Origin of the sequence: Sphingomonas sp., assembly GCF_019242355.1 — a bacterium.
Taxonomy (GTDB): Bacteria; Pseudomonadota; Alphaproteobacteria; order Sphingomonadales; family Sphingomonadaceae; genus Sphingomicrobium.
Genome location: NZ_JAFAVR010000261.1, coordinates 1 through 6,807, shown reverse-complemented (window position 1 = coordinate 6,807; position 6,807 = coordinate 1). Strand labels below are relative to the sequence as shown.

At 64.7% G+C, this 6,807-nt stretch carries 7 protein-coding genes; 6 read left to right on the top strand and 1 reads right to left on the bottom strand.

The window, feature by feature from the left end:
- On the bottom strand, positions 1 to 817 hold an 817-nt coding region (locus JOZ79_RS12495; protein ID WP_294074679.1), incomplete at its 3' end, for an efflux RND transporter periplasmic adaptor subunit.
- A gap of 197 nt (positions 818 to 1,014) precedes the next feature.
- Here JOZ79_RS12495 and zwf point away from each other — a divergent pair.
- From zwf to JOZ79_RS12465, 6 genes are all read left to right on the top strand, one after another.
- Complete coding sequence (gene zwf, locus JOZ79_RS12490) at positions 1,015 to 2,472, top strand: glucose-6-phosphate dehydrogenase (RefSeq protein WP_294074677.1); 1,458 nt, start codon at positions 1,015 to 1,017, stop codon at positions 2,470 to 2,472.
- Between the two features lie 7 nt (positions 2,473 to 2,479).
- Positions 2,480 to 4,291, top strand: a complete 1,812-nt coding sequence (gene edd, locus JOZ79_RS12485) for a phosphogluconate dehydratase (protein ID WP_294074675.1) — start codon at positions 2,480 to 2,482, stop codon at positions 4,289 to 4,291.
- The gene (locus JOZ79_RS12480; RefSeq protein WP_294074672.1) at positions 4,288 to 5,256 is read left to right on the top strand and encodes a glucokinase; all 969 of its coding nucleotides are present in this window, start codon (positions 4,288 to 4,290) and stop codon (positions 5,254 to 5,256) included. The genes edd and JOZ79_RS12480 overlap by 4 nt, the downstream gene beginning before the upstream one ends.
- Complete coding sequence (gene eda / locus JOZ79_RS12475; protein ID WP_294074669.1) at positions 5,253 to 5,864, top strand: bifunctional 4-hydroxy-2-oxoglutarate aldolase/2-dehydro-3-deoxy-phosphogluconate aldolase; 612 nt, start codon at positions 5,253 to 5,255, stop codon at positions 5,862 to 5,864. The genes JOZ79_RS12480 and eda overlap by 4 nt, the downstream gene beginning before the upstream one ends.
- A 107-nt stretch (positions 5,865 to 5,971) precedes the next feature.
- On the top strand, positions 5,972 to 6,436 hold the full coding sequence (locus JOZ79_RS12470; RefSeq protein ID WP_294074667.1) for a hypothetical protein: 465 nt from the start codon (positions 5,972 to 5,974) through the stop codon (positions 6,434 to 6,436).
- Positions 6,437 to 6,445: 9 nt separating this feature from the next.
- Positions 6,446 to 6,807: cupin-like domain-containing protein (locus JOZ79_RS12465; protein WP_294074664.1), on the top strand; the 362-nt coding region annotated here is incomplete at its 3' end.

Genomic DNA, 6,807 nt, shown 5'->3' with positions numbered 1-6,807 from the left:
GCACCTGGCTGAACTCGACGGTCCCAGTGTATCCGTAGTCGAAGCCATCGGCGAGTTTCAGGCGAACCTGCGCGGTCGTGGACACCGCGCCGCCGCTGCTCAACGCCTTGCGCAGTGCAAGCAGGTCCGCGGCCGACTCCTGGATATCGACGAAGACCGGGTCCAGCCTGGTGATGGTGGTGAGTGCATCGGTCTGATTGGCCGTGACGAGCGCGCCTTCGGTCACGTTCGAAACGCCGATGCGCCCGCTGATCGGAGCCGGGACGCGGGTGTAGTGGAGATTGATCTGCGCCGTCCGGACTGCGGCGGAGTTTTGCGCGACCGATGCATCCGCCTGGCGTGCCTGAGCAACTGCGTTGGTATAATCCTGCTTCGAGATCGCCTGCATCTGCACCAGCGGCCGATAGCGGCTGGCCAGCGTGCGCGCGGCTTCCGCACTGGCACGGGCGCTCTGCAGGTTCGCCTGGGCCTGTGCGGTCTGAGCCTGATAGATGCTCGGGTCGATCTGGTAGAGCGTCTGTCCCTGGCGGACGACGGAGCCTTCCTGGAACAGGCGCCTCGTAATCACTCCCGAGACCTGGGGACGGACTTCGGAGACTTGGTAGGCCGAAACGCGGCCAGGAAGTTCCTGAGTGAGCGGTGCACTGCCTTGCTGAACCACCACGTAACCGACCCGGAGAGGTCCCTTGGCCCCGCCGGAACCACCGCGCCCGCCAGCGTCGTCCTTCGCGCCGCCGCAGGCCACGAGGCAAACGGCCGTGGCGGCGACCACCGACCAGCGGCTTAGCCGTACGAAGTTGAAACGGAGGTCGGGCACGTGTCCTGGAATTCGAGTCTTTGGGGCGGGCGGCCTTTGACGGAAATTCCCGGCCGCGCAAAGCCCCGCTCCCGAATCTTCGATGGACGTTAACTCAGTTTCGATCAACGACTGTTTCCGTGAGACCGGGTTGGTGCCGAAGGCGAGATCAGAGATTTCGGGCTTTGCTTGCGCGTCGGGGGGCATATAGGGCGCGCATGGCCGATGCGGTTTCCACCCTATTGCTGTTCGGTGCGACCGGCGATCTCGCTCGCCGGATGCTTCTTCCCTCGCTCTACGGGCTTGATGCCGACGGGCTTCTTCCCGCCGCCCTCAGGATTATCGGCACAGCGCGTACAGTGCTCGACGACGCGGAATTCCGCGACCGGACGAGGGCGGCTCTAGAAGAGCATTTGCCGCAAGGCATCTTCAAGGACGATGTCGCCGACCGCTTCCTCCGGCGTCTTCACTATGTCCCGCTCGATATCAAGGATCCGTCGGCCTTCGCGAGCCTCGCGACCGACGTCGGGGATACGAGCGGCGGCCTGGCCATTTTCCTGTCAACGGCGCCCTCGCTGTTCAAGCCGACCATCGACGGGCTTGAAGCCGCGGGGCTTGCAAGCCCGACAGTACGGATGGCTCTGGAGAAGCCGCTCGGTACCGACTTCGCTTCAAGCTGCGAGATCAACGACGCGGTCGCGTCCGCTTTTCCAGAGGAACGCACGTTCCGGATCGACCATTATCTCGGCAAGGAGACGGTTCAGAACCTGCTTGCGCTGAGGTTCGCCAATTCGATGTTCGAGCCGCTCTGGAACAGTACCCACATCGACCATGTGCAGATCACGGTCGCCGAGACGGTCGGGGTGGAGGGCAGGGGCGATTATTACGACGGCTCCGGTGCCCTTCGCGACATGGTCCAGAATCACATGCTGCAGCTGCTGGCGCTGGTCGCCATGGAGCCGCCCACCAATTTCGACGCGACCGCAGTGCGCGACGAGAAGGTCAAGGTCTTGCGCTCGCTTCGGCCGATCGGGCCGGACGATGTGGAATTCCATACCGTCACCGGTCAATACACGCGCGGTGCGGTCGAGGGCCAGCCGGTGCCAGGCTACGCCGACGAGCTCGGACGTGCGAGTGGCACCGAGACTTTCGTCGCGCTGAAGGCGCAGGTCGACAACTGGCGCTGGAAGGGCGTGCCCTTCTACCTGCGCACCGGCAAGAGAATGCCCCAGCGGGACACCGAGATCTTCATCCAGTTCCGTGACGTACCCTATTCGATCTTCGCGTCGCGCGGCGCCACGACACGCCCGAACAAGCTGATCATCGGCCTCCAGCCCGAAGAGAGCATCGAGCTGAGGCTGATGGCCAAGACTCCAGGACTCGACCGCGACGGCGTTCGGCTGCGCGAGATCCCGCTCGACATCGGCCTTGCCAACGCCTTCAGCGAGTACCGGCGCCGGATCGCCTATGAACGGCTTCTTCTCGACCTGATCGAGGGCGACCCGACGCTATTCGTGCGGCGTGACGAGGTCGAGGCGCAGTGGAAGTGGATCGACCAGATCCGCTCGGCCTGGTCGGCCAAGGGCATCTCGCCTCGGTCCTATTCGGCCGGGACATGGGGCCCATCGGCGGCGATCGCACTGACCGAGCGCGACGGCATCAGCTGGCATGAGTGAGCCTGGAATGAGCCTCAATCCGATCATCGCCAGGGTCACAGACCGGATCATCGAACGGTCGCGTCCGACGCGCCGGCGCTATCTCGACCTTATGGCCGAGCAGAAGGAACGCGGGATCAACCGCCCAAGCCTCTCCTGCGGCAACTTTGCGCATGGTTTCGCCGGGGCAGGGCCGGACCAGGAAGCGATCCGCGACCTCAAGGGGCCCAACATCGCGATTGTAACCGCTTACAACGACATGTTGTCGGCGCACGCGCCTTATGGCCGTTACCCTGATCAAATGAAGATCTTCGCTCGCGAGGTCGGTGCTACGGCGCAGGTTGCGGGCGGCGTTCCGGCGATGTGCGATGGCGTGACCCAGGGTCAGGCGGGGATGGACCTTTCGCTGTTCAGCCGGGACGTCATCGCGATGAGCACTGCGGTCGCGCTCAGCCATGGCATGTTCGAGGCCGTCGCTCTCCTCGGCATCTGCGACAAGATCGTACCCGGCCTTCTGATCGGAGCGCTTCGCTTCGGTCATCTGCCTATGCTGCTGGTTCCTGGCGGGCCGATGCCGTCGGGCCTGTCCAACAAGGAAAAGCAGCGGATCCGCCAGCTCTATGCCGAGGGCAAGGTCGGAAAGGATGAGCTCCTCAACGCCGAAGCTGCGTCTTACCACTCTTCGGGAACCTGCACCTTCTACGGCACCGCCAATTCGAACCAGATGATGATGGAGCTGATGGGGCTGCACATCCCCAATGCCGCCTTCGTCAATCCGGGAACGCCGCTCCGCCAGGCGTTGACGCGGGCCGCGGTTCATCGCCTCGCGGATCTTGGCCGGAGCTCTGAGCGGCCGTTGGCCACGGTCGTCGACGAGAAGGCAATTGTGAACGCCATGATCGGACTGCTCGCGACCGGCGGGTCGACCAATCATACCATCCACCTACCGGCGATGGCCCGGGCGGCGGGCATCTACATCGACTGGGAGGATTTCGAGGAGCTCTCGTCCGCGGTGCCACTGATCGCGCGCGTGTATCCCAACGGCTCGAAGGATGTGAACGACTTCCAGCAGGCGGGCGGAATGGCCTTCGTGACTTATGCATTGCTGCGCGAAGGCTTGCTCCACGCCGACACTGTGACTGCAGGCGCAGACGTCATGGATGCGTGGATCGGCAATCCCGAATTGCACGGCGATGAGCTCGTCTGGAAGCCTGCCGAGGAGAGTGGCGACATCGATATCCTGCGGCCGGCGAGCGATCCGTTCCAGTCCGACGGCGGGCTGAAGCTACTTCGCGGCAATCTTGGACGCGGAGTCATCAAGACCAGCGCCGTCGATCCCGAGCGTCATTTCATAGAGGCGCCGGCACGCTGCTTCAGCGACCAGAATCAGGTGCTGGACGCCTTCAAGGCTGGCGAGCTGACTGGCGACGTGGTCGTCGTGGTACGTTTTCAGGGGCCACGAGCAAATGGGATGCCGGAGCTGCACAAGCTGGTGCCGACTCTCGGCGTGCTTCAGGATCGCGGGCAGAAGGTGGCGCTGGTCACCGACGGCCGCATGTCGGGCGCAAGCGGCAAGGTGCCGGCTGCCATCCACGTATCGCCCGAAGCGCTCCCGGACGGACCGCTCGCGCGAGTGCGCGATGGCGACGTCATCAGGGTCGATGCGCGCACTGGCGTTCTCGAAGCCGTCGGAATCGACCTTTCGCCGCGATCGCCGGCCAATTCGCCACCACCACCAGTCGGAACGGGCCGCGAGCTTTTCGCGCTGATGCGCCAGGCCGACGAAGCCGAACGCGGCGCGTCGGCAATACTGGCGGCAATGGAGACGGAGCAGGCATGAGGCGGATCGCGGCGGCAGATGTCGGCGGGACTCACGCCCGCTTCGCAGTTGCGACGATCGATGGCGGCAGGGTCATCGAGCTCGGCGAGCCAGTGACTTTGAAGACGGCCGAGCATGGTAGCTTCCAGCTCGCCTGGCAGGAGTTCGGTCGGAGGGCCTCCATCGAGCTTCCCAATGAGCTCGCGATCGCTTTTGCTGGACCGATTGCCGGCGACGTCCTCAAGATGACCAACAATCCGTGGGTGATCCGGCCTGCGCTGATCAAGGATCGGCTCGGCGTCGACCGCTACACAATCGTCAATGACTTCGGGGCGGTCGCCCATGCCGTCGCATCGCTGGGCGATCGCGACTTCAAGCATGTCTGCGGTCCCGAACGGCCGCTTCCAGAGCAGGGCATCATCACCGTCCTCGGTCCGGGCACGGGGCTTGGCGTCGCGATCCTCAACCGCCACGGAGGCTCCTACGACGTTATCGAGACAGAGGGCGGACACGTCGACTTTGCGCCCCTCGACAGTCTCGAGGACCGTATCCTGCAGCAATTGCGGAAGAACTTCCGGCGCGTCTCAGTCGAGCGCCTGGTTGCGGGCCGAGGTTTGTGGAACATTTACGAAGCCCTGGGCGCGATCGAAGGCCTCGACCTGACATTTCATGACGACAAGGAGCTATGGGGCGCTGCACTTGAGTATCGGGACAGTCTCGCCAACGCCGCTCTGGATCGCTTTTGCCTGAGCCTTGGCGCGGTGTCCGGCGACATGGCCCTTGCCCAGGGCGCTGAGGCGGTGGTGATCGCCGGGGGCCTCGGGCTGCGGCTGTCCGATCATTTGCCGGATTCGGGTTTTCGCGACCGGTTCATCGCCAAGGGCCGCTTCGAACGCCGAATGGACGAGATGCCCGTCAAGCTCATCACACATCCGCAGCCCGGACTGTTCGGCGCTGCGGCGGCCTTTGCTGGGGAGCATCCATGACGATTGACGAGATCATGCGCGCCGCGCCGGTAATCCCGGTGCTGGTCCTCAACGGCGAGGTTGACCCGGTCGAGCTTGCCGAGACACTCGTCGACGCGGGCTTGCCAGTGCTGGAAGTGACTTTGCGGACTCCGGGCGCGCTCGACGCGATCCGCGCAATGAACGCGGTTCCGGGCGCGATCGTCGGCGCAGGCACCGTCCTCAATGAGGTCCAGCTGGCGCAGGCCATCGACGCGGGCAGCCGCTTCATCGTCTCGCCCGGCTTGACCAATCCTCTTGCGCTTGCTGTCCGCGACGCCGGGATTCCGTACCTGCCGGGCGTTGCGACCGCGGCCGACATCATGCGCGGCCTCGATCTCGGCCTGAGCCGATTCAAGTTCTTCCCTGCCGAGGCTTCGGGAGGGATTGCTGCCCTCAAGGCGCTCTCTGCTCCGCTCGCCGAGGCGCGTTTCTGCCCGACCGGTGGCGTTCGGCCGGAGACTGCGGCCGACTGGCTGGCGGTATCATCCGTACTGTGCGTGGGAGGGACCTGGTTCATCCGTCCGGGAGAAAGCAACCTCGGCCAAGTTACGGAGCGAGCCAGGGCCGCAGCGGCGCTCAAGCGCTGAGCCGCTGCACAGCCTGGGTTCACGTTGAGGGTCTAAAGGCATAAGGCGCCATTTGCCGTGCTGTGGCGCGGCATCTGATAGCGCTATCAACAGCGGAGCGGGACATCATGAATCGGTCTATTGCAGCAGTTTCGGTCAGCATGGCGCTGACGATCGCGTCGGCGAGCCTAGCGAACGCTCAGGCGGCTCCGCCAGGTGCGCCGCTGCCGGGCTCGGGCGACTCCGCAAAGATCTCGGCGGGCAACCGAGAGAACAACGCCGAATACAATCGGCTTGTCGGCGCCGCAGACCAGAAAGCCGTGCCCAAGGATGACAGTCGTCCGGCAGCGAAGTCGCACGCCGTGGCTGCGACTGCTGCCGACTTGAAGGTCGGTAGCCAGCTTCGCGACGTCAGCGGCGCCCACATCGGCATCGTGTCGCAAGTCGATCCCGATGGCGTGGTCGTCGATACCGGCACGACCAAGATCAAGGTCCCCGCGACTGCCTTCGGCAAGGACGAACAGGGCCTGTTGCTGGGGATCAGCGCGGCGAAGTTCAACGAATTGATCGCCCAGGCGCACGCCGGCCACTGATCCGGCACCGTGGCCGATGTCGAGCCAGGTCCAGTTGACCTCGCCGAGGCCGACCGGGTGCGCTGCATCGACGCAGTGGACGGTGCTGCCTTCGAACGCGAGGTCGAGAGCCGATATGAGCCAGCGGTGCTGCGGCAGCTGGTCGGCGACTGGCCCGCGGTGCAGGCAGCGCGCAAGTCCGCGTCGGCAGGGGCTGCCTATCTCGCCCGCAGGGACAACGGCACCCCCGTTCGGGCTTTCCTCGGAGAACCCGGCATTGACGGCCGTTATTTCTACGGGCCGCAAATGGATGGCTTCAATTTCTCCGTCGCGGAAACGAAGCTCGGAAATCTTCTGAGCGCGCTGCTCGATCCGGCGCAGGCTGACCGGTC

Bases quoted from the DNA above. Each gene is read 5' to 3' on its own strand.
- JOZ79_RS12480 (WP_294074672.1), top strand. From the start codon at position 4,288: ATGAGGCGGATCGCGGCGGCAGATGTCGGCGGGACTCACGCCCGCTTC.
- JOZ79_RS12470 (WP_294074667.1), top strand. From the start codon at position 5,972: ATGAATCGGTCTATTGCAGCAGTTTCGGTCAGCATGGCGCTGACGATC.
- zwf (WP_294074677.1), top strand. From the start codon at position 1,015: ATGGCCGATGCGGTTTCCACCCTATTGCTGTTCGGTGCGACCGGCGAT.
- eda (WP_294074669.1), top strand. From the start codon at position 5,253: ATGACGATTGACGAGATCATGCGCGCCGCGCCGGTAATCCCGGTGCTG.
- edd (WP_294074675.1), top strand. From the start codon at position 2,480: ATGAGCCTCAATCCGATCATCGCCAGGGTCACAGACCGGATCATCGAA.